At 43.7% G+C, this 21,439-nt stretch carries 23 protein-coding genes; 12 read left to right on the top strand and 11 right to left on the bottom strand.

Going from position 1 to position 21,439, the window contains the following annotated elements; translation table 11 throughout:
• Positions 1 to 73 precede the first annotated feature (73 nt).
• Genes FRZ54_RS16020 through FRZ54_RS16000 form a run of 5 tightly spaced genes read right to left on the bottom strand, consistent with a single transcriptional unit; the run spans position 74 to position 5,560 of the window.
• Positions 74 to 706: a response regulator gene (locus tag FRZ54_RS16020; RefSeq protein ID WP_147032591.1), complete on the bottom strand. Its 633-nt coding sequence runs from the start codon at positions 704 to 706 to the stop codon at positions 74 to 76.
• A complete protein-coding gene (locus tag FRZ54_RS16015; protein ID WP_147032590.1) occupies positions 678 to 1,766 on the bottom strand; it encodes an ATP-binding response regulator in 1,089 nt (362 codons plus the stop codon). The genes FRZ54_RS16020 and FRZ54_RS16015 overlap by 29 nt, the downstream gene beginning before the upstream one ends.
• A gap of 11 nt (positions 1,767 to 1,777) precedes the next feature.
• Positions 1,778 to 2,782 (bottom strand): PAS domain S-box protein, encoded by a 1,005-nt coding sequence (locus tag FRZ54_RS16010; protein WP_147032589.1) that lies wholly within the window; start codon positions 2,780 to 2,782, stop codon positions 1,778 to 1,780.
• 7 nt (positions 2,783 to 2,789) lie between these two features.
• A complete protein-coding gene (locus FRZ54_RS16005; protein WP_147032588.1) occupies positions 2,790 to 3,212 on the bottom strand; it encodes a response regulator in 423 nt (140 codons plus the stop codon).
• Complete coding sequence (locus FRZ54_RS16000) at positions 3,209 to 5,560, bottom strand: PAS domain S-box protein (protein WP_147032587.1); 2,352 nt, start codon at positions 5,558 to 5,560, stop codon at positions 3,209 to 3,211. The genes FRZ54_RS16005 and FRZ54_RS16000 overlap by 4 nt, the downstream gene beginning before the upstream one ends.
• 335 nt (positions 5,561 to 5,895) lie before the next feature.
• Between FRZ54_RS16000 and FRZ54_RS15995 the strand changes: the two genes are divergently transcribed.
• Positions 5,896 to 6,411 carry a hypothetical protein gene (locus FRZ54_RS15995; protein ID WP_147032586.1) on the top strand — a complete coding sequence of 172 codons (516 nt, stop codon included), beginning with the start codon at positions 5,896 to 5,898 and terminating at the stop codon, positions 6,409 to 6,411.
• Between the two features lie 104 nt (positions 6,412 to 6,515).
• Positions 6,516 to 7,223, top strand: a complete 708-nt coding sequence (locus FRZ54_RS15990; protein ID WP_147032585.1) for a DUF4397 domain-containing protein — start codon at positions 6,516 to 6,518, stop codon at positions 7,221 to 7,223.
• Positions 7,224 to 7,263: 40 nt separating this feature from the next.
• On the opposite strand, the gene FRZ54_RS15985 is transcribed toward FRZ54_RS15990, so the two are convergent.
• Genes FRZ54_RS15985 through FRZ54_RS24845 form a run of 3 tightly spaced genes read right to left on the bottom strand, consistent with a single transcriptional unit; the run spans position 7,264 to position 7,954 of the window.
• Positions 7,264 to 7,452: a hypothetical protein gene (locus tag FRZ54_RS15985; RefSeq protein WP_147032584.1), complete on the bottom strand. Its 189-nt coding sequence runs from the start codon at positions 7,450 to 7,452 to the stop codon at positions 7,264 to 7,266.
• A gap of 45 nt (positions 7,453 to 7,497) precedes the next feature.
• Positions 7,498 to 7,818 (bottom strand): hypothetical protein, encoded by a 321-nt coding sequence (locus FRZ54_RS15980; protein ID WP_147032583.1) that lies wholly within the window; start codon positions 7,816 to 7,818, stop codon positions 7,498 to 7,500.
• 1 nt (position 7,819) lies between these two features.
• Positions 7,820 to 7,954, bottom strand: coding sequence for a hypothetical protein (locus tag FRZ54_RS24845; RefSeq protein ID WP_262712265.1), 135 nt, complete (start codon positions 7,952 to 7,954; stop codon positions 7,820 to 7,822).
• Between the two features lie 307 nt (positions 7,955 to 8,261).
• Here FRZ54_RS24845 and FRZ54_RS15975 point away from each other — a divergent pair, with 307 nt between their 5' ends.
• Complete coding sequence (locus FRZ54_RS15975) at positions 8,262 to 8,453, top strand: hypothetical protein (RefSeq protein WP_147032582.1); 192 nt, start codon at positions 8,262 to 8,264, stop codon at positions 8,451 to 8,453.
• Between the two features lie 64 nt (positions 8,454 to 8,517).
• On the opposite strand, the gene FRZ54_RS15970 is transcribed toward FRZ54_RS15975, so the two are convergent.
• Both FRZ54_RS15970 and FRZ54_RS15965 read right to left on the bottom strand, forming a co-directional pair.
• Positions 8,518 to 9,006, bottom strand: a complete 489-nt coding sequence (locus FRZ54_RS15970; RefSeq protein ID WP_147032581.1) for a cytochrome c — start codon at positions 9,004 to 9,006, stop codon at positions 8,518 to 8,520.
• Between the two features lie 24 nt (positions 9,007 to 9,030).
• A complete protein-coding gene (locus tag FRZ54_RS15965) occupies positions 9,031 to 10,656 on the bottom strand; it encodes an ArnT family glycosyltransferase (protein WP_147032580.1) in 1,626 nt (541 codons plus the stop codon).
• Between the two features lie 189 nt (positions 10,657 to 10,845).
• Between FRZ54_RS15965 and FRZ54_RS15960 the strand changes: the two genes are divergently transcribed.
• From FRZ54_RS15960 to dnaJ, 5 genes are all read left to right on the top strand, one after another.
• On the top strand, positions 10,846 to 11,997 hold the full coding sequence (locus FRZ54_RS15960) for an acyltransferase family protein (RefSeq protein ID WP_147032579.1): 1,152 nt from the start codon (positions 10,846 to 10,848) through the stop codon (positions 11,995 to 11,997).
• Between the two features lie 27 nt (positions 11,998 to 12,024).
• A complete protein-coding gene (locus FRZ54_RS15955; RefSeq protein WP_147032578.1) occupies positions 12,025 to 12,402 on the top strand; it encodes a hypothetical protein in 378 nt (125 codons plus the stop codon).
• A 3-nt stretch (positions 12,403 to 12,405) separates the two neighbouring features.
• Positions 12,406 to 13,944 (top strand): GMC oxidoreductase, encoded by a 1,539-nt coding sequence (locus tag FRZ54_RS15950; RefSeq protein ID WP_147032577.1) that lies wholly within the window; start codon positions 12,406 to 12,408, stop codon positions 13,942 to 13,944.
• A gap of 134 nt (positions 13,945 to 14,078) precedes the next feature.
• On the top strand, positions 14,079 to 14,639 hold the full coding sequence (locus FRZ54_RS15945; protein WP_228462511.1) for a nucleotide exchange factor GrpE: 561 nt from the start codon (positions 14,079 to 14,081) through the stop codon (positions 14,637 to 14,639).
• An 85-nt stretch (positions 14,640 to 14,724) separates the two neighbouring features.
• Complete coding sequence (dnaJ, locus tag FRZ54_RS15940) at positions 14,725 to 15,885, top strand: molecular chaperone DnaJ (protein ID WP_147032576.1); 1,161 nt, start codon at positions 14,725 to 14,727, stop codon at positions 15,883 to 15,885.
• Positions 15,886 to 15,969: 84 nt separating this feature from the next.
• On the opposite strand, the gene FRZ54_RS15935 is transcribed toward dnaJ, so the two are convergent.
• On the bottom strand, positions 15,970 to 16,980 hold the full coding sequence (locus tag FRZ54_RS15935) for a nucleoside hydrolase (RefSeq protein ID WP_147032575.1): 1,011 nt from the start codon (positions 16,978 to 16,980) through the stop codon (positions 15,970 to 15,972).
• 66 nt (positions 16,981 to 17,046) lie between these two features.
• Here FRZ54_RS15935 and FRZ54_RS15930 point away from each other — a divergent pair, with 66 nt between their 5' ends.
• From FRZ54_RS15930 to FRZ54_RS15915, 4 genes are all read left to right on the top strand, one after another.
• Positions 17,047 to 18,225, top strand: coding sequence for an exo-alpha-sialidase (locus tag FRZ54_RS15930; protein ID WP_147032574.1), 1,179 nt, complete (start codon positions 17,047 to 17,049; stop codon positions 18,223 to 18,225).
• Positions 18,226 to 18,287: 62 nt separating this feature from the next.
• The gene (locus FRZ54_RS15925; protein ID WP_147032573.1) at positions 18,288 to 19,199 is read left to right on the top strand and encodes an ABC transporter ATP-binding protein; all 912 of its coding nucleotides are present in this window, start codon (positions 18,288 to 18,290) and stop codon (positions 19,197 to 19,199) included.
• Between the two features lie 2 nt (positions 19,200 to 19,201).
• Positions 19,202 to 20,428: an ABC transporter permease gene (locus FRZ54_RS15920; protein ID WP_147032572.1), complete on the top strand. Its 1,227-nt coding sequence runs from the start codon at positions 19,202 to 19,204 to the stop codon at positions 20,426 to 20,428.
• Between the two features lie 71 nt (positions 20,429 to 20,499).
• Positions 20,500 to 21,429 (top strand): Ppx/GppA phosphatase family protein, encoded by a 930-nt coding sequence (locus FRZ54_RS15915; RefSeq protein WP_147032571.1) that lies wholly within the window; start codon positions 20,500 to 20,502, stop codon positions 21,427 to 21,429.
• Positions 21,430 to 21,439: the final 10 nt, after the last annotated feature.

Below are 21,439 nucleotides of genomic sequence, written 5' to 3'. Positions count from 1 at the left end.
GTTAAACAAGCTGTTGACTGATTATAGTTCTGATTATGAAACTCTTGTAGTTGTTTGGATGACAGGAAATAGATTACACCAACTTTTGGCTGATGGCATAGTTGGTAAGCTCCGCATTATTTTTTAGTTTCATTTTCGCCAGGATGCGGGCACGGTAGGTACTTATGGTTGGAGTACTTAAATAAAGCATATCTGCAATTTCCGAAACAGTTTTCCCCGAAGCGATGAGTAAAAGTGTCTGATATTCCCTGTCAGACAATAATTCATGTGGTTCCTTCATAACATCGTCGTCCATCATCTCGAGAAATCTTTCTGAAACCGCCGGCGATACATATTTTTTCCCGTCCAGAATCTTATTAATAGCCTTTATAAGTTCCTGGTCGGCAGTATCTTTTGACAGGTATCCCGATGCCCCCATCTTCAGCGCCCTGAGGGCGATTTGCTCCTCACCATGAAAACTGAACATCAAAACCGGCACTTTGCATTTATCTGCCCTTATCTGTTTCAAAACATCCAGTCCATTACGGCCGGGCAAATCGATGTCGAGTATAACAATGTCCCAGTCCGATTCTTTTAATTTTTGAAAAACTTCCGCGTAGTTGGTTGCTTCGCCAAATTGAACAAATGGAAATTCGCCGGTGCAAATTTGCCTGACGCCAATTCTAATTGCTGAATGATCATCGGCTATCAATATCTTCGTTGCCATTTGTTTTTATTTTAAGTTCGATATTGGTGCCTTTACCGGGCACACTATTTATATTAAGTTCCGCACCTATCAGGCTTGCTCTCTCCCGCATGTTGAGTAACCCCATCGAAGAAGAATTTTGCAACGTCCGGGTATCAATACCCTTGCCGTTATCGGATATATAAACCTTGATCATTTCTACCCCGCTTTCCAATCTTATCGATACGAGCGAAGCTGCTGCATGTTTAGCAATGTTGGTCAATGCTTCCTGGCATATACGAAAAATGCTGATCCCGGTAGTTCTATCGATTGAGGGCTGATCTATTTCTACATATATTTTACTCTGTATACCAGTTTTTCGCTCAAATTCACTTACCAGCCACTCAATTGCTGCAAATAGCCCCAATTTATCCAATAATGCAGGCCGCAATTCGTTCGCAATCAATCTTAGGGTTTGTATGCTGTTATCTACATCGGTAACTATGGCTTCGATCACCGGTTGTAAATCGGAGCTGACGCCATTATTTTTTTTCAAAGAGGCCATTGACATTTTCAGCCCCGACAATTGCTGACCAAATTCATCATGAATTTCTCGTGCTATACGCAAGCGCTCTTCCTCCACCACACTATTTAATTGTTTCGCAAATCGCCTGGCGCGCTTTTCTGATGTTTCAAGAGCAAGGGCGATTCTTTTGCGTTCGGTACTGTAAACGATGCTTTTATAAAGCGACAACGAAGTAAGCTCGTCCTTTAAAATATAATCTGATACCCCCAGTGAAAGCGACCTTAATCCAAAACTCAGGTCCGAATAACCTGTCAAAACTATTACCGCCGCATTTGCGCTAACCTTAATTATTTCCTCGATAAGGGGTGTCCCTGTTTTATCAGGTAGTGAAAGGTCCAAAAGTATGATATCAAAGGCTGTCGCCGCGTTTGTGAGGACGTTTTTCGCATCAACAAAATTTGAAACATGTGATAAAACAGGAGACTCGATCTGCTCAAACAAGAACTCTTCAACCAGGGCAAGATCACCCGGGTTATCCTCTATAATTAATATATTATGATCACCTTTATTGGGCATCGGCGTTAATATTATTTTTGAAGTGTAAAATCATCATCTACAGCAATTTTATCTGTAATTTTTTTGATTACCTCATCCAGTTCATTTGCGGATGACATCAAAAAATCCAATGTCATTTCTTTTTCTTCATCATTGTCCTTTAATTCCCTTATTACTTCAACCAACCCCATTATCCGGGCCAACGGAGCTCTGACTATATGCGATTGCATCCATGATATTTCCCGAAGCTTTTCATTTTGCTGTTCAATCGCGTTAATGTAACTTAACCTTTCGGTGATGTCGCCAGCGATTGTGATCTGAGCTTTTCTACCCTTGTAACGAATAAAGTTACTTTGTAAATCGACGTGTATAACCTCGCCGTTTTTCTTAACATGCTTAGCTATTCCTGAAACTCCGTTCCTGCGTTTAGCATCCGCTATAGAGCCCGTTATAGTTTCAGTTAATTTGATGTCCGCTAAATTCATCTGTAGCATTTCTTCCCTCGTATAACCATAATTTTTTATGAATGCATCGTTCACATCCAGGAATATTGACGTCTCCAGGTCGAAAACAAACATGGGTAACGGACTCAGCTGAAATAACTGACTATATTTCTTTTCTGACTCTGCTAATTCCAAAATTGTTTTTTTACGTTCAAGGTTATATACTATGCTTCTGTACAACGTTATAGAAGTCAGTTCATCTTTTAGCAGATAATCTGAAATTCCGAGAGAAAGCGATCTTACACCAAAATTTAAGTCGGCATAACCTGTCAAAACAATAACAGGTGCATTCGTTGCAATTGCTATTACTTCCTTTATTAAGAGTATGCCGGTGCAATCGGGCAATGAAAGGTCAAGAAGTATCAGATCAAAAAGGGTCGCTTTGAAAAACAGGATTTCATATGCCTCTTTAAACGTTGATGCTTGTACAATAAGCGGGGCCTCAATTTGCTCAAGAAGAAATTCTTCGATCAGGGTGAAATCGCCCGGATTATCCTCTATAATTAAAATATGATAATTGCCTTTGTTTAGCATTGTCGTATTATTTACCAGGTATGGAAACTATATTTATCCAAAACTCTTCAATTTTTATCATTGCATTCATGAAATCGGTTACCTCAATTGGTTTGGTTATATAACAGTTCACATGGTTTTTATAGCTTTTTAAAATGTCCTTTTCCGACGATGAAGTAGTGAGTATAATAACAGGTATGCTCGCATATTTTTCAGCATTTTTAATATACATCAATACTTCATGGCCGCTTACTTTTGGCAGATTGATGTCCAAAAGAACAAGATCCGGTATTTCGTCTTTCACAGTTATGGATTCAAAAAAGCTGATTGCAGCTTTCCCGTCCCTAATTACCCTGATCTTATTAATTATCTTGCTATCCTCGAGGGCCTCTTTTGTAAGTAAAATATCGCCTTCGTTATCTTCCACCAACAAAATGTTTATTTCTTTCATGTTCTTGAACTTTTGGGAAGTGTGAAATAAAATGTACTTCCTTCGCCCTCTGCCGATTCAATCCATATCTTTCCACCAAGGTTTTCGATGATCTTTTTTGCAATGGCCAGCCCCATGCCGGTACCCGAATATTCATCCTTATTATGCAGCCTTTGAAAAATGACGAATATTTTGTCGAAATACTCAGGGGCTATCCCTATTCCATTGTCTGTTACCGAAAACTGAAAATTCGTTTTAGTTTCGACGGATGAAATTTTGATAACCGGTGCGCTGCCCGGCTTGTGATACTTCAAACTATTACTAATGAGATTTTGAAACACCTGCCTTACCGGGGTTTTATAAGTTTGAAGTGTCGGAAGTTTTTCTGAAACAACAACCGCCTGCAATTCGTCTATCTGCCGCCGGTAAAGAGCGAGCAATTCATCAACAAGCTTATTAAAATTCAGGGTTTCCAGGTCATCGTCTGTCCTGCCTACCCTGGAAAAGTCAAGCAGGTCCAGTATGATCTGGCGCATCCTTTTAGCCCCATCAACCGCAAAATGTATGTATTGCCGTCCCTTATCATCTATTATATCACCATACTTCCTTTCAAGTTGCGTAAGAAAACTGGTCACCATTCTAAGTGGTTCCTGCAAATCATGTGACGCCACATAGGCAAACTGTTCCAATTCTGCATTGGAAACAGCAAGGTCCTTTGTCCTCCTTGTTAAATTTTCATTCAGTTCTTTCATCCGGGCCTCGGCGGCTTTTCTTTCAGTTATATCTTTAAAATACACTGACAACCCGGCGGCCGAAGGATAGGCGCTTATTTCATACCATTTATTTAAAGGCGGATAAAAGTCTTCAAAATGAACTGCGCGCTGTGTTTGAATGGCTTCGTGATAACACTTGTACGATTGCGAACCTACGGCTGTAGCAAAAACCTCCCATAAATTCTTATTTATGATGGCAGCTTTCGGTGTCCCCAGTACCTCCTCAGCTGTATTGTTCCAGTAAGTAACAACCCAATCCTTGTCAACAGCAAAAAAGGCATCATCAATGCTTTCAAGTATGGTATTTCTTTCTTCGAGCGCCTGTATACTTGCTAATTCGGCCATTTTCACTTCAGTGACGTCGTAGATAAGCGAATAGAAGCCTTTGACGCTGTCACCCTGTTTATCGGGGAGGTATTGGGTGTCGGAGTCAATTGCTTTGCCATCAGCCCTGTGAAATGTATGTTCGAACCTCTGTGCTTCTCCCTCCAAAACCTGCCTGATATGATTTTCCTGCAGATCAAATTCTCTTTTACCCCAGAGTTCGCTCATACTAATGCCAAGTATTTCTGACGACGGCTTCTCAAACCAGTCCATATATGGCTGATTAGCGAACAGGCAATGCAGACCGGCGTCCCAATAAGATATCATTGCCGGCAAACTGTCTGTTATCGTTTTAATGAACCGCTCACTCTCAGCAATCCTTTCCAGTATCAATTTTCGATCGGAAATATCAATAAAATTCGAAACCATGGCATTGATGGCCGGCTCATGCAGCATGTTGGTAGTAAAACCCTCGCACCATATCCAACTCCCATTTTTATGGCGTAAACGAACTTCGTTGAAGACGGAGTTGCCCGGCGCGTGAATTATCCCCTCTCTCTTATTGAGAAACGCCGGCATGTCGTCATCATGAACCAGATCAACGATAGATTTATGTAAAAATTCATCAATAGTGTACCCAAGTGTGGTTGTAACCGAAGGACTGGCGTAAAGAAATTTACCATCAGGGCTGCTGAGGGTTTTCATTTCTGTGCTCTTTTCTATAAGGGCCCGAAAGCGCATCTCGCTTCGAATTAGCTCATCTTCAACTTTACGCTTTTCCCGCCTTTCCGCAACATCATCAAGCGCCCGCCTTACTTTAATAGCCAGCGTATACAGCTTATCTTTCAGCACATAATCGGTTAATCCGTCCTTCATATAACCGACAGATTTTTCTTCCCCTATAGTTCCTGAAATAAAAATAAATGGCGTATCTGGTATTAATTGGTTCCTGATTTTGAACGCGGTATCTCCGTCAAATTTTGGAAGGGCAAAGTCGGAAAGGATAATATCAGGCACAAAATTGCTGATCGCAAGCCGGTAATCGTTTTCATTTTGAACAACTTCGGATATATAAGACATGCCACCCTTTTTCAATTCATTCTGCGTGAATTCAACGTCGACAGGGTTATTCTCGATCATCAATATTTTCACAACGCCGGGCGCAACCTGGTTACCAGCCGTGCGGGAACGGTCGCCTTTACCTCCCTGTTCGTCACCAGGTCGTTCACCCGGCTTTTTAACCGGCTTGCCCTTTGTGAGAATTTTTGGCATAACATTTATAAGTTTAGAAATGGATCAATTCGCGGCATTCCTGAAGGCTGTTGGTTAACCTTTACGGAAATAACGCTTTTTGTAAATATTGCCAATTAATAGTTAATATTCAACCCGTGTTTTAACGGTATTTTCGCTATAATTAAGCCCACTATTTAATTCGTAACGACAAATTCTTTAAACCGAAGTTAAATTGCATTTTCCAGGTCAACAGATTTGATTATTGAAATGTCGCTATAAAACACTATCAATGAAGTTGATATATTTTGTTAAGGCCGAATATTTTTCCTAAGTTAGTTTCGTTATCTGCTTGCACACCTATCAAAATTTCAGCCATGCCCAATCACCTCTCAGTTCTCGGAATCATTCACACGGCCATTAGCATTATTGCCCTGCTGGTTGCTTATTATGCTCTTTATCGCTCAGGTAAACTCGATCCTGCGACGGGCCCCGGAAGAACATATATTTTACTGACTATACTTACCTGTGTCACGGGTTTCCCGATCATGAAGACGGGACATTTAACTGCCGGACATTTTACAGCGATCATTATTTTGGTGCTTTTACCTATTGGAATATACGCCCACCGTATTTTTGGTAAAGCCGCAAAATACGTGCAGGTGATCGTAATGTCTACTACGCTTTTTCTTTCGATGGTGCCTGCAATTGTTGAAACGCTGACAAGGCTACCTATCAGCAGTCCGATTGCGACAGGGCCAAATGACCCTATAATTCAAAATGGTTTATTGATTTTATTTATACTTTACATCGCCGGCGTGATATACCAGGTCATCAAAATCAAAAAGAGAGGGAAGACGACACCGCCACAGGCCACGCCTTCGGGTGCTTAAACCAAGGTACAAGGTTGCCCCGTGAAGGTCATGATGTTTATTTATGACGTTGTTTGTATCGCTTGCACGGTTTAGTGCGTATATGTGAAAAAGTGCAAACGATTATGAAAACCTATTTATTAAAAACGGCAGCAGCAGTTATCGGAGTAATGGGCCTGCTGTCATTATCTTCATGTTTAAAAGACAATAACAACAATTACAATCCGCCAATTGCTTTGGTATCGTTTTTCCAGGCTGCGCCTGATGATCCTGCCCTGGATTTTTACCTTGATAACAACAAAGTAAACTGGGGACCTATCAACTATGGAGATGGTGTAGATTATTTCCGGGCCTTTGCAAGTAAACGCATGGCTAACTTCTACCTCCCTTCGACAATGGACAAACAGTTTTCGGATACGATATCCTTTAAAGACGGGAATATATATTCCCTGTTTCTGGCAGGACCAAAAACTCACCAGGAACTTGTTTTATTAAGCGATACCGTTGAAAAGCCTGCAGGCGGTAGGGCAAGCATTCGTTTTGTCGACCTAAGCCCGGATGCGCCTGCTGTTGATGTGGCCGTAAAAGACAGTGCAGCTTTTATTACAAATAAAAGTTATAAGCAATACACGTCATTCGCACCATTGGTGGGTGATAAAAATTACACTTTTACCATTTTACAAAAGGGAACGAGCACTGTTTTGGCTACGCTTGACAATGTCAGCATTGCTAACGGCGGAGTGTACACGATAATTTTTACCGGACTTTCAGCCGGAACTACAAATACTGATAAATTGAAGGCGTTTATTGTTACCAACGCACGATATTATTAAGAATCAAAAAGGCGGATAGTATTGATTGTCCGCCTTTTTATTATCCCACCAGATCGGTAAAATATTTATCTACTACCATATCGACGCCGTTGTATTTTACCTGTATCTGGTAAATACTATGCGTTGCGATATAGATCATATAAGGCTGGCCTTTGATATACCCGGAAAAGCCCTTTCCCGTGTAGCGTAAATTTTGGCCTTCCGCCAGTTTCATGTTTTTTCTGATCATATATTTTAAATAGCAGGCCATCCATTGTTGGTTCCTGCGCTGTAATTACCTGTACCGCTTGGGGTTAAATGCAACCAAATATTGCATGTTGCTATTAGCCTGGTTGCCGGTATCCAATTTGTTTTGGATATTACTTCTTGCCTGCACAAGTTTATCTTTCACGAGTCCAAATAGTTCGACCAGTATCTCAGGTAAAACCTTGGTTGAAACAATTGGATAATATTTCTTTTCGAGAGCCTTTCGTTCATCCTGGGTAGCTAAACTCAATTCCCATCCTTCGTCGTCTTTAAAACCAAATTCCCTGGCGCAATTATTCAGATCGTATACATAAACTTTAGCCTGGAAATCAACTATTTTGTTTGCCATCTTATTTTTTCTTGTTGAATGAAAATACGTCATTTTGTGATACCGAGCTTTTGCCGGCCTGGTAATCCGATTTTGCTTTTTTCCCCGTGGGATCGGGTGCTTTTTTCTTTTCCCTGCTCCCTTTGTCTTTGCTCATGAGTTATTTTTTTAATGTTCGTTTAATAAGAATGGCGGCTGATGTTCGCCATAAGCATAAAAGCGGACAACCGCTATCATGTTGTATGACTTGTTATTAAGCCACGATGTATGTTTTATTGCTTAAATATTACCTGTAACAGAGGCAGGCAATGCCCAAGTGAAGGAGAATTATACGCACTGTTCCATGCGTTTTTTCTAAAGGTAACTATAAAATACCGATAAATGGCATTTACAGGGTTATTTTCTTCATTCGCGATTTTTTGGCAGCAAAATTGCTTTAAATCAGGTATTCAAACCAACAACAAATGATAACGATATATTGGGCGCTTAGAGTGAGCGCTGTACTTATAAGCCTGATACTGCCGTTCGAAGATCCCCGGAAAAAGAAAAACAGGGGTTATATAGCCTTAAGTGATTGGGTGGTGAACGAAAAAGGAGAATTAGAAAACCTGGAGGAGATCGAACACAACAGTCACCCTATTAAGATAAGGCACTAATAAAGGCATTATATGCACACAAAGGCCCCGCTGAATAGCGGGGCCTTTGTGGTTTTAACGGGAATTATTGCCCCGGTTTGAATCTTTGATTTTCTACAGGCAACCCCGTGGGTATGGTTATCACATTAAAACCATGCTGATTATCTTTATGGCAATTGTTGCAGCTATTGGTGAGATCGGTGAATGCTTTTTTAAATTGCTCCACACTTTTTTGTTTGATCGCGGCATCGATGCTGCTTATCGCCGGATCGATAATACCTATACTTTTTACTTCGGGCCTGTCGGTACAGTATTGTTTGATGTCGTCCACCGTCTCGCCAATTTCATGAACCTCGAAATCGGCTAACGGCCAGTTCTGGTTGATGCCTGCGAACCAAAGTTTCGCATGATGCTCCTGCACCCCCATCATAAATTCTCCCAGGCCCGGTTTGTAGGTGTGATTGAGCTGTTTTTGAAGGCTGTCTACTTGATGTTGCAAAGTAGCCATATCATTATTCCCCTGACCGCACGAAACCAGCACGATGGCAAGAGAAAGGCTGATGATTATTTTCATGGATTACAGTTTTTACACCCACAACTATTTCCCGAATGGAGGCAAGCCGTTCAACTGGCGGTACAGCGGCATATCGGGCCTTGGCTTACCTGACTGATGAAAGTTTTTGCAGTAGTACACTTGCAGGTGCAGTTCATCAACGCCATGCCGTATGATAGCGATATCTGGCAATTGCTTTACATCGTCGAAATATGGCTTAACATCATCTATCACACTTTGCTGCTGATCCTGGGCTATGATAATGGCATCATAGCCCAGCACAGTGTTCGGGTCGACAAGAAATGCAGTATTTCGCGGATCGTTTGTAAAACTGATAACTTCCTTTTGCCCTTTTAATGCCCAGTCAACTTTACCGGTAAGCCACCAGCGTGTACTGCCTGCAAACAGATGCTTATTTTGGGTCCATCCTTCTTTGGCGAAACGTGTACCGATGTCGTCATAATCCACCCCCTGTATGGTTGGGTCTACATTGTCGCCGTGAAAACGGTGGACTATCCATTTAGGCCCATACCAGGTCCAAAAGCCGGTAACCATATGCAGGCTCAATACACCGATGGTAATGACCGTAAAATAAGCAGAGAATGTTATCCATCGCCGGGTAAGTTTTGTCCATTGTACCTGGTTCGAAAGGCTTTTATCAACAGCAAAACCCAGCGGGATAAACAGCATCATATAACCGGGTGCCTGCCAGTGAAAATGGTATTGCAGATCGGACCATAGTGTAACGACTGTAAAAAATACAATCGGCAATATCGAAAGCCAGAAAAAGAACCCATATATTTCTGATGTCCTTCGGAGAATGAAAGACTTAAACAGTTGCCGCACCGTCGGGAACCATATCCACGGCAGCAGCCATAATGCCTGCCCGCCTATGCTGCGGAAAAACCAATCAAAATGGAGCTTAAAATTTGAACCTGTGCCGGCCCGTGATCCCTGGAATACAAATGACGCCCAGTTATTATTATAGTTCCACCACAACACGGGGAAAGAGAAGATCAAAGTGATCAATATAGCAATATAAGGCCCGGGGTGCCAAAGCCAGTGCCGCTGACTTTTACTAGTAGCGAAGAACATGAACACACCAACGAAAATAAAGAGCACGTGATACTTGCTCAGCGTGGCCAAACCAAGACAAATTCCGGTCATTACCCATAAAAACCAGGTACGGCCACTGCTCCTGATATACCGTACATCTCTCGAATCCTGGCCAAAGATCAGCTCGACAATAAAATAGATGCTGGCGAGCCAGAAGAACATAAGCGGGGCATCGGGTTGAAACCAACACGCTATAGCGACTGTAAAAACAGCGCTCAGGTTCATCACCACCACGGCCCAAAAACCGGCCCTTGCGGTAAACAGCTTTTTGGTGATCAGGAAAAGCAGCCAGCTTGTAGCGGCAAACAGCAGTACCGCAGGGAATCTCAATCCAAGATTCGTCAAACCAAATATTTTTATACTTGTCCCGCTAAGCCAAAAGAAAAGAGGCGGCTGGTCGAAATAGCTCCACTCCAGGTGGACGGCGCCCCGAAAATAATAAGCTTCGCCTATCCCCAGCCCGGTGTACGCTGCCAGCCAGATGCGGATGAGAAATGTGATTACGATCAGGATGGTAGTGTAAAGGGCCGCATTGGCCTCTGTTAGTTTTCTCATTAGCTGGGGTGGATGTTTCTGATGTGCAAAATGAGCAATTATTTTATAAAGTTCCTAATTCGCGGGTTCACTCAAATGGTTGATATACGACCAAAATAATTGCCACATTAATTTTACTTTGATTTTTAGGGGAAATACTTAGCTTTATTATTCATAAACCTCGCTCACTTTTTTTAATTTTTTAATAACATGGCACAAACCCAGGCTGATGATTTTCAGCAAACCCCTACCCGGCTCTATTCACTGGATGCATTGCGCGGCTTTGATATGTTCTGGATAATGGGGGCCGATGCACTATTTCAAAGTTTACACGAAGCGGTGCCCGGATCGGGCATTTTAAAAGTAATTGCCGACCAACTGGAGCACCCCTTATGGAACGGCTTTCATTTTTACGACCTGATCTTTCCTCTATTCCTGTTTATGGCAGGTGTTTCCACTCCTTTTTCGGTGGGCCGCGAACTGGAAAAAGGAAAAACGCGCAGCCAGCTTTTGCTTCGGGTTATCAAACGGGGATTGATACTGGTTATACTTGGCCTGATCGCCAATAACGGTCTGCAGCTTAAACCGCTTGCCGATATACGCTTCCCATCCGTTTTAGGGCGAATCGGTATAGCTTATATGTTTGCTAACATCATCTACCTGTACTCGAAGGAGGTTGCGCAGATGGCCTGGTTTTGGGCGCTGCTTATCGGCTACTGGCTATTGCTTAAATTCACCTCAGCGCCGGGGTTTCATCCTGGTGATCTGACACCGGAGGGTAATTTTGCATCTTACATCGACCGCACGATATTGCCCGGCCACCTGTACGTTCCCTTCCCCGACGGGCGACCCAATATGCACGACCCGGAAGGTTTATTTTCGACCATACCCGCCATAAGTACGGGTTTGCTTGGCATTTTAACGGGCATCACGCTAAAAAAACACAACCTGACACAAATTCAGAAAACGGGCAGAATGGCCATTGTCGGTGTGATCTTTATTATACTGGCTCTGATCTGGAATTTTGATTTCCCGATCAATAAAAACCTTTGGACAAGTTCGTTTGTGTTATTGGTGGGCGGTATCAGTTTATTGTTAATGTCGCTGTTTTATTATGTGATCGATGTACTTGGACATCAAAAATGGGCCTTTTTTTTCCGTGTGATCGGGATGAATTCCATCCTCATTTACATGTCGGGGAAGTTCATCAGGTGGGAGTATACGGTAAACGGTTTTTTTAAATGGCTGGTGCAGTGGGCGGGTGACCCATGGGGGGCGGTGGTATTTGCTATTTGCCTGCTATTGATAAAATGGTTGTTTTTGCATTTCATGTATAAAAAGAAAGTGTTTTTGCGGGTCTGACCTGCGCTTGTTATATTTCAGAAACCTATGGAGAGAAGAGCATTCGTTCGATTATCGGCTTATACGGCATTGGTGCTTGCAATTCCTTTAGCCGATGGTTGCAAGACAAATCCGAATGACCCGCTGAGCCAGCCCTTTCTTTTTTCCCGCATCGCCGATATTAAAACGCTGCGTGAGGCCGGTATGGCTTATCGTAAATTAGCCCCTCATGAAAACGACCCGACATCGCTCCGGCAGTTGTTATCTGAAGGCAAGCCTACAACCGATGCAAAATTGCTGACAACACTGCTGAACAGGCAGGTGAAGCAGGATTTTGCATCAGCAAAGGTCATAACCGTTGCAGGCTGGGTGCTGTCCGTTACCGAGGCCCGTCAATGTGCCTTATTTTCTATTCTTAACACCTGATCCATGCATATCGACGCTAAACTAATACCCGATCATTCTGTAATTGAAGGCGATATATGCATCATCGGTGCCGGCGCGGCAGGTATCAGTATGGCGCTGGAATGGATAAATACGCCTTATAATGTAATATTGCTTGAAGGCGGGGGCTTTGATTATGAACCAGCCATGCAGGACCTATACCGTGGCAAAACTACCGGGCAGCGGTATTACCCGCTTGAATCCGCAAGGCTGCATTATTTTGGCGGTACCACAGGGCATTGGGCAGGCTTTTGTTCGGTATTCGACCCAATAGATTTTGAAAAACGTGACTGGGTGCCATACAGCGGTTGGCCTATTAAACGCGGCGACCTGGATGCCTTTTATGTTCGTGCACAAAGAAATCTCGACCTGGGGCCATACGAGTATAGTTATGAATACTGGCGGGAGAACGACCCATCGCTGGTATCACTGCCTTTTGATCCGAACGCTGTATTTAATAAAATGTGGCAGTTCAGTCCGCCAACCAGGTTCGGTTCGAAGTATAAGGACACTATAGTAAATGCTCCCAATATCTACTTGTACACCTATGCTAATGTTACCGATATTACTGCAAATGAACATGCATCGGCCATTAAACAGGTTACTATAAAAAATCTGGCCGGTAAACAGCATACCGTGAAGGCCAAATGCTTTGTGCTCGCCTGTTGTTCCATGCAAAATGCCCGCCTTTTGCTTGCCTCAAACAAACAGGCGCCAAAAGGCCTGGGGAATGACCACGATGTGGTTGGCCGTTATTTTATGGAACACATTGAGATCAAATCAGCAGAAATGTGGTTTCCCGATCCCGAACAGCTTAAATTGTACTCGATAGATTACGGCAAAACAAAGGTACGGGCCGAACTGGCCATTACCGCCGAAAAACAGCGTGAACATCGTATATTAAATGGCACTGCTTCTTTCTCGCCCCTGGAAGCGGCAAGGAACCAGCCTGCGTTTATAGATATCTGGAAATCGAGCGATCCGAAGGAACGCGCAAAAGCATTTGGCAAGTTTGATGAAACTGAACGGAAATCAAAAAGCAGCAACGGGCACAATTCCTTCCAGCTTTTTACCCGGATAGAACAGGCGCCCAATCCTAATAGCCGCATCAGCCTGGATACCGAAACCGATGCCCTTGGGATGAGGCGTGCTATGCTGCACTGGGAGCTTACGCCGCTTGAAAAGCGAAGCATCCGGATGATCTATGAAATAATCGGCCGCCAGATAGGTATTGCCGGGAAAGGCCGCGTGCGTTTGATGGAATACCTGCGCGACGAGCACGACGATAGCTGGCCCGAATTTACCGGCGGCGGCTGGCACCACATGGGTACTACCCGCATGGGCACCGACCCTAAAACCAGCGTCGTCGATGCCAATTGTAAGGTGCATGGCATTTCCAATTTGTTCACGGCAGGCGCGTCAAATTATGCGACTGCCGCCGCACCAAACCCTACGCTAACCTTAGTGGCGCTCACCCTCAGGTTATCCGATCACTTGAAAAGATCGGCCGGGATATTTGTATGACAATTGCTGACAACTGTACCGCCTTCTGTCACCCGGAAATAAAAAACTGCCAATTGAGAACTTCAAATTAAAAACTGCTGACACCTTGTCGGATTTTGTGCTATGGCAGGATAGTTGATTTGCACAGTTGAATCATGAATTTTAATGATATGTTGAAAAAGAAAAAAAACGAGAACACCGAAAACACTGATAATAACAACGAAGCTATTGCTACCGAAGGCAATGATGTCATGACATCGGAGTCGACTCCCGAAGAATTACTGAAACAGGAAGTAGCATTGGCTAATGACAAATACTTGCGTTTGTACGCCGAGTTTGACAATTTCCGCCGCCGGACAATGAAGGAAAGAAGCGAATTGCTGCAAACTGCCGGACTGGATGTAATTGTATCCCTGCTGCCGGTACTTGATGATTTTGACCGCGCAACCCGTTATATGGATAACGCCACTGACGTAAATGCCGTAAAAGAGGGCGTTGGACTGATCCAGCAAAAGTTAAAAAATATATTGGGGCAAAGGGGTTTGAAAGAAATGCAGGCCGTTGGTACTGATTTCGACCCTGAACTGCACGAAGCCATAACTAATATCCCCGCGCCTTCTGACGATCAGAAAGGCAAGGTGGTAGACGAGGTGGAAAAAGGCTATTACCTGAATGACAAGGTGGCCCGCCACGCGAAAGTAGTGGTTGGCAATTAATTATTGATTTATTGAATTATCGAATTACTGAATTGATTCCGTATTGTGTTCAGTAAATCAATAATACAACAATTGGAAAATATACATGGCTAAAAGAGATTATTATGATGTTTTAGGCGTTCCGAGAGGTGCCGATGCCGATGAGATAAAGAAAGCCTACCGCAAGATGGCTATCAAATATCACCCGGATAAAAATCCAGGGGATAAGCAGGCTGAAGAGAACTTCAAAGAAGCCGCCGAAGCATACGAAGTGCTGAGCAACCCTGAGAAAAAACAGCGCTACGACCAGTTTGGTCACGCGGCCAACGCGCACTCGGCCAATGGTGGTGGCTTTGGCGGGGGCGGTATGAATATGGAAGACATATTCAGCCAGTTTGGCGATATATTCGGAGGCGGCAGTCCGTTCGACGGGTTCTTTGGTGGTGGTCGTCAAAGCGGTGGTGGCCGAAGGGTGCAGCGCGGCAGCAACCTGCGAATTAAAGTACGTTTGACGCTGGAAGAAATAGCCAACGGCACCGAAAAGAAAATAAAAGTAAACAAGCAGGTAGCCTGTAAAACCTGCGATGGCACAGGCGCCAAAGACCGTTCGTCGGTTCAAACCTGTAAAACCTGCGGCGGCCAGGGTGCTGTACGCAGAGTGACCAATACCATACTCGGCCAGATGCAAACCACCAGCACCTGCCCTACCTGTAACGGCGAAGGAACAGTTATCACCGCAAAATGCACAGTTTGCCATGGCGATGGTGTAGTTCGCGACGAGGAGACTATCAGCATAAACATACCTGCCGGCGTAAGCGAGGGTATGCAGCTGAGTATGAGCGGCAAAGGTAACGCGGCACCCCGCGGCGGTGTACCGGGCGACCTGATCATCCTGATAGAGGAAATACCGCACGAAACTTTAAAGCGCGACGGCAATAATATCATATACGACTTGCACATCAGCTTTGTTGACGCTGCATTGGGCACCAGCGTTGAGGTACCAACAATTGACGGTAAAGCAAAGATCAAGATAGATCCCGGAACACAGGGTGGTAAAATATTAAGACTGAAATCGAAAGGTGTGCCTGAAGTAAACTCCTATCATCGCGGCGACCAACTGGTGCACGTTAACATCTGGACACCCAAAGCGCTGAGCCGTGAGGAACGCGAAACACTGGAAAAACTACAGGATTCGCCCAACTTCAAACCAAGTCCCGGAAAGAATGAGAAATCGTTTTTTGAGCGGATGAAGGAATATTTTGAGTAGACCTTAAAGGTAACAGCATAAAACTAAAGCCCAATATCGATTAGATTTTGGGCTTTTTTAGTTATGACATATCAGCTTTCAGCTTTAGTCTTTGCGCTTTTTGCTCCCAACAGGCTGATGCTGTATCAGATCGTTGATCAGTTTTTGTACTTCTTTGTAATCCACCTTTTCTACCAGGTATGCCTGTCCCTTGCCATTATCGTCCCACACATCGCTTCCATCATCAGCTACTTTCATCCTTCCGGAGTGCAGCGTGTAGTATTGGGAATATCCCCGTACTGCCACTAAAGCTGCTGTTTCGTCCCAGCTCATCCGCCCTGCAGAGTCCTCTTTGGCCTTAGGTATCGATATTCTGAATACGTCTTTAACTGGATCGTTTTGAATAGCCGAATTGTTTATCAGGGGAATTCCTGCATGTATCTTCGCTCCTATCTCGAAACCACTTAATATGACTTTGGTCGGCCAGTTTTGATAAACATTTTGAGACGCCTTGGCATCCTTCATCGCATTAAATTCAAATCCTGATGGAAATTTCCCGGCCATGCAAACCAATAGTTTTACTTTTTTGCCGACCAATGCTTTACCATCCAGGTTTGAATAGCTATCGGGGTTTGAATTAAGCAGGTTGGATAGATTGGTAAGAAAGCCTACCGTTACAACCGTTACACTTTTATCGGGCTGCGCTGCCAGTACCTTCCGGTAAAGTTCTACTGCGTCCCAGGCATCTGTATTACTTTTGAGTTTATGCGGATATTTGGCCAACAGTGTATCTGTCCAATGCTGCCAGTCGCGCAATTCAAGGGCATCGCCCTTAGGTACGCCGACCGGTATGCCCGGCCTGTTGAAATAAGTGTTGAACACACTGAACACCCCTGCAACTCTTTCGTATTTTGTACTGGCTATGGTAGCAAGTATTTTGCAGTCACCCTTATCGGCCAGCGCATGCAGGATGGTTATGGCGCCTGCATCGTCATAATCGGGACCCATGTCACTATCGAATATGATATTGACTGGTTTAGACGTGTTTTTTTGCGCATAAGCACCATTTATTGCTGTTATGCCAAAGCAAAAAAGGATAATAAGACTTCTCATCATAACATCTAAGGTATCAAATTATTACTTTTAAGCGCCATCTATCGAATATCAAAGTAATAACCCGTAATGAAAAAAATCAAGCTCCCGATATATATCACACTCTTATTTATTACCTGCCACAGCGCAAACGGCCAAAACCATTCACCTATCCGGAATAATTACCGGACCGAAGCCGGCGTGCCTCATTTAAAGATCGGGCGGAGTATGATCTACTCTCCGGGTAAAAGCTGGCTTTACAATCATCACCCGTCAATTATTCATTTCAAAAATAAGTTTATTGCACTTTGGTCAAACGGCCTGATAGATGAAGACTCGCCGGGTCAGCGCGTGATTTTTTCGGTCTCCACGGATTGTATCCATTGGTCGGCTCCTGCTGTTTTGGCGTCACCACGCCTTGACCATGATACGTTGACCGTACTTACGGCTGCGGGATTATACCAGCACGGTGGCAGATTGGTGGCTTATTACGGAGAATATACAAAACACCGTACCAACACTCACCTTTGGGCAAAAACCAGCATCGATGGCATGCATTGGAGTACTGCTATAGATATGCATGTTCCGCTTATTCCAAATCATGGGCCCGAAATGACAAAGAGCGGCAGGCTCATCATCAGTGGTAATTTTACTTTCCCTTATACTGATGACGCGTCCGGATTATCTGGCTGGAAGATGAGCTGCTTTTACCCCGACTCGCTTTACTCGCAGGATAATTCCGCTACCTTTTATGCCCCGGCTGCAAAACTTGGCTTACCCCCATTATGCGAGGGATCGTTTTTCCAAACCGATGACAGTGTCCTTCACATGCTGCTAAGAGTTACGGGAAAAGGGTGGAAAGGCCGACTGTGGCTAACCGAAAGCAGCGACAATGGCAAAAAATGGTCGCACCCGGTTGAAACAGCATTTTCTGATAATGACAGCAAGTTTCATTTTGGCCGCCTGCCCGACAAACGCTTTTACTATGTTGGTATTCCCGATACCCTGCATCACTACGATCGTACACCGCTCGTTTTATCACTATCAAACAACGGCGAATTGTTCGACAAGAACTATATTATAGCCGATGAACCATACAAATTAAAAAAAGCCGGTTTATGGAAAGGCGGACAATACGGTTATCCGCACACCATGGTTTATAAAGGATGTTTGTATGTGATAGTCTCAAGACAGAAGGAATCGATAGAAATTATAAGAACTAAGTTGAATAAGCTACCTTCAACATCAATACCACCCGGCAATAATTGATACCTTTATCGTAACAAATAGGCCATTGTGCTATCTTATTACCAAAACTGATCCACAACAATATGCTTAGTATTCGACACATCGAAAAGCAGTATGCCGGTCATAAGGCATTAAGCGATGTGAGTTTGGAAGTAGAAAACGGGCAGATATTCGGACTTTTAGGTCCGAACGGCGCCGGCAAAACTTCACTCATACGCATTATTAACCAAATCACAGCTCCCGATTCAGGCGAGGTATATTTCAACGGCGAAAAGCTTAACCAATCGCATATCAACCGCATCGGTTATCTACCCGAGGAACGCGGCCTGTACAAAAAAATGGAGATAGGCGAGCAAATGATCTACCTGGCGAGGCTGAAAGGTTTGAGCAGGGACGAAGCTACCCGCCGGCTGAAATTATGGTTTGAAAAACTAGGTATGGAAACCTGGTGGAAAAAGAAGATTGAAGAACTATCAAAAGGTATGCAGCAAAAGGCGCAATTTGTAGCTACGGTGCTGCACGAGCCTGACCTGATCATATTAGATGAACCTTTCAGTGGTTTCGACCCGGTAAATGCCGAGCTGATCAAGGATGAGATCCTGGAACTGAACCGTAAGGGGGCTACTATCCTATTTTCCACCCACCGCATGGAATCGGTTGAGGAACTTTGCGACGCTATAGCGCTGATAAACCTTTCACATAAAATACTTGATGGCAGGATCAAGGCCATCAAGGATGCTTACCGGAATGACACCTACCTGGTGGAATATATTGGCAACCGCGTTGACAAGGATAGCAAGCAGCCTTATGATGTATTAGATGAACTTGCCGGAGAAGATAACAGTTTTACCATTCGTGTTAAACTTAACGAAGGTAAAAGTTCAAACGACGTATTACACTACCTGTTACCCAAAGTGCATATTAATATGCTGAAAGAAGTAATACCGAGCATGAACGAAATATTTATTGAAAAAGTCAACCAAAAATCAGCCTGACCATGAATAAGATTTTTTTGATCATCCAGCGTGAATATACCACCCGTGTAAGGAAAAGGGCATTCATAGTCATGACTTTGCTGGTTCCTTCATTATTTGGCGGCATGTTTGCAACCATTTCCTACCTGGCTAACAACAAAAACCAGACGATTCATATCGTCAACGTTATTGATAACAGTCACCAGTTCCAGGATAAATTTACAAGTACAAAAACTTTAAAATTCCAAAATACCAATAAGCCGCTTGACTCCGTAAAGGCCTCGCTTAATGACGACGACATTGTCCTGATGATCCCCGAAGGGAAAAACGATACTGCGGAATTGTTTGCCCGAAAAAAGAACACACTTGCGCTTTCGGATGAAATTCAGCAACAAATGAATAATATCGCGTCGAACGAAAGCCTTGTAAAAATGGGTATAGATACCGCGCGGCTCCATAGCGTTAAAAGTAACATAGTGCTAAAAACGCGCGAAATGACCGCTGAAGGTGATAAAAATGCCAATATCGGGTCGGCCTACGCGCTGGCTTTTGCCGGGGCCATTCTTATTTACATGTCGTTGTTTATTTACGGCGCACAGGTTATGCGTGGCGTTATTGAAGAGAAAACAAGCCGCATTATCGAAGTAATTGTTTCTTCGGTAAAGCCGTTCCAGCTAATGGCGGGTAAAATTATTGGCGTTGGGCTGGTTGGGCTCACGCAATTTGCCTTGTGGATCGTCTTATCTTACCTGGTTGGCAAGCTATTAGGTCAGAACGGGGCATCGCAAAGCTCTACCTTTAAATTCGTCCAAACCATGGCTTCAAGCGCCGGTTATGAACTGGCTTGCTTCGGCTTTTACTGGCTAACGGGCTTCCTGTTGTACAGCGCACTGTTTGCAGCGGTAGGCTCGGCAGTTGACAGCGAAACTGAAACACAGCAATTTATGTTTCCAATAACGTTGCCTTTGTTGTTCACATATATTCTATCAGTATCGTATTTGTTCCAGGCGCCTGACAGCACATTGGCAGTTTGGCTATCTATTATACCGTTTACAGCTCCGGTGGCCATGATGGTGCGTATCCCGTTCGTCGTTCCACCCTGGCAGTTGGGATTGTCAATGGGATTAATGGTAGTGGCCTTTATCTTTTGTACTTATGTAGCTGCAAGGATATATCGGGTTGGTATTTTGATGTATGGCAAAAAAACCAGCTTTAAGGAGTTGGCCAAATGGTTCTTTTATAAGGAGTAATCTCAGTCACAATAATTTTCCAATAATCCCTCTGACCCTAAACAATTCGAGGGATTATTTATTTTAGAGGCATGGACAAGCGCTTCGCCGTAATGGACCTCGGCACAAACACTTTTCATTTATTGATAGCTGAAGGCAGTATTGAGGATTTTAAAGAGATCGTGCACAAACATATAGCCGTAAAACTGGGAGAAGGTGGTATCAATAAAGGGATTATCCTTCCTGCGGCGTTCGGACGGGGCATGGACACGATGAAAGATTTTAAGCGGCAAATAAACGAACATAATGTTCAAAAGATTAGCGCTATAGCTACATCCGCCTTAAGAAACGCTTCAAATGGAAAAGATTTTGTTGACGAAGTGAAAAAGGAAACAGGCATAGAAATAGAGGTGGTGGACGGCGAGCGTGAAGCCACATTCATTTATGAAGGTGTAAGGGCGTCGGGCCTTTTGTCGGACGATCACTCCTCCCTGGTAATGGATATCGGCGGAGGAAGTGTTGAGTTTATCGTCTGTAATAACAGAAAGCTGATCTGGAAACAAAGTTTTGAGATCGGCGCCGCAAGGCTTTTGGAAAAATTTCATCATAACGACCCCATCCCGCCGGCAGCAATTGAAGCCTTATATCATTATCTGGAAGATGAACTGACTAGCCTGTTCGAAGCGGTAAAAAGTTTTAAAATCAATAATCTTATAGGTTCGTCCGGTGCATTTGAAACATTCGCTGAACTGGCAGCCTTTAAAAGAAATGAGGAATTTGATCTTAAAAAGATCAAAAGCTACGAGTTTGACTATGATGAGTTATTTGCAATTACCGGTGGGCTTATATTGTCATCTCACGCCGAACGCGAGGCCAATCTGTTAATCGTACCGGTAAGAGTTGACATGATCGTGGTTGCATCGCTGATTACCCGCTACGTTGTACAAAAGCTTGACATTAACCACGTGGCGTTGTGCACTTATTCGTTGAAAGAAGGTGTTTTAGCACGAATGATGAGTTAGTGAGTAAAGA

This window comes from Mucilaginibacter ginsenosidivorans (assembly GCF_007971025.1).
Taxonomy (GTDB): domain Bacteria; phylum Bacteroidota; class Bacteroidia; order Sphingobacteriales; family Sphingobacteriaceae; genus Mucilaginibacter; species Mucilaginibacter ginsenosidivorans.
The sequence above is the reverse complement of the archived record's forward strand: the minus strand, read 5'-3'. Positions and strand labels throughout refer to the sequence as shown.